This is a genomic window from Aerococcus sp. L_32, from assembly GCF_050689315.1.
Genome location: NZ_JBOEQF010000563.1, coordinates 1 through 1,145 on the forward strand (window position 1 = coordinate 1; position 1,145 = coordinate 1,145).

Sequence of the window (1,145 nt, forward strand, 5' to 3'; positions counted from 1 at the left end):
TTAGGTTTATATTTTCTATTCTTAGGAGGAATACATAAAATGGCAAAACAAACATATGAACGTACAAAACCCCATGTTAACGTTGGTACTTTAGGACACGTTGACCACGGTAAAACAACTTTATCAGCTGCAATCGCAACTGTATTAGCTAAACACGGTTTCGGTGAAGCTCAAGACTACGCTTCAATCGATAACGCTCCAGAAGAGCAAGAACGTGGTATTACAATTAATACTTCACACATCGAGTACGAAACAGCTAACCGTCACTACGCGCATATCGATGCCCCAGGACATGCTGACTACGTTAAAAACATGATCACTGGTGCCGCTCAAATGGACGGTGCGATCTTAGTAGTATCTGCTGCTGATGGTCCAATGCCACAAACTCGTGAGCACATCCTTTTAGCTGGCCAAATCGGTGTTCCTGCATTCGTAGTATTCTTAAACAAAGTTGACCAAGTTGACGATGAAGAATTACTAGAATTAGTTGAAATGGAAGTTCGTGACTTATTATCTGAGTACAACTACCCAGGTGACGATCTACCTGTAATCGCTGGTTCTGCTTTATTAGCATTACAAGGCGACGAAGCTCAAGAAGCTAAAATCATGGAATTAATGGAAGCTGTAGACTCTTACATTCCAGAACCAGAACGTGACAACGACAAACCATTCATGATGCCAGTTGAGGACGTATTCTCAATCACTGGTCGTGGTACTGTTGCTACAGGTCGTGTTGAACGTGGTGAAGTTCGTACAGGTGACGAAGTTGACATCGTTGGTATTGCTGAACAAATCGGTAAATCAGTTGTAACTGGTGTTGAAATGTTCCGTAAAAACTTAGACTACGCTCAAGCTGGTGACAACATCGGTGCATTATTACGTGGTGTTCAACGTGAAGACATCCAACGTGGTCAAGTATTGGCTGCTCCTGGTTCAATCACTCCACATACTAAATTTAAAGCGCAAGTTTACGTTTTATCTAAAGAAGAAGGTGGACGTCATACACCATTCTTAACTAACTACCGTCCACAATTCTACTTCCGTACTACTGACATCACTGGTGTTATCACTTTACCAGAAGACGTAGCTATGGTTATGCCTGGTGACAACGTTGATATGGACGTTGAATTGATTCACCCAGTTGC

At 42.1% G+C, this 1,145-nt stretch carries 1 protein-coding gene; it reads left to right on the forward strand.

Annotation, left to right across the window (positions count from 1 at the left end; genetic code table 11):
- Nucleotides 1-39: 39 nt before the first annotated feature.
- Nucleotides 40-1,145 (forward strand): elongation factor Tu (gene tuf / locus ACRCJ0_RS14790; protein WP_431390966.1); only part of this gene is annotated, 1,106 nt, incomplete at its 3' end.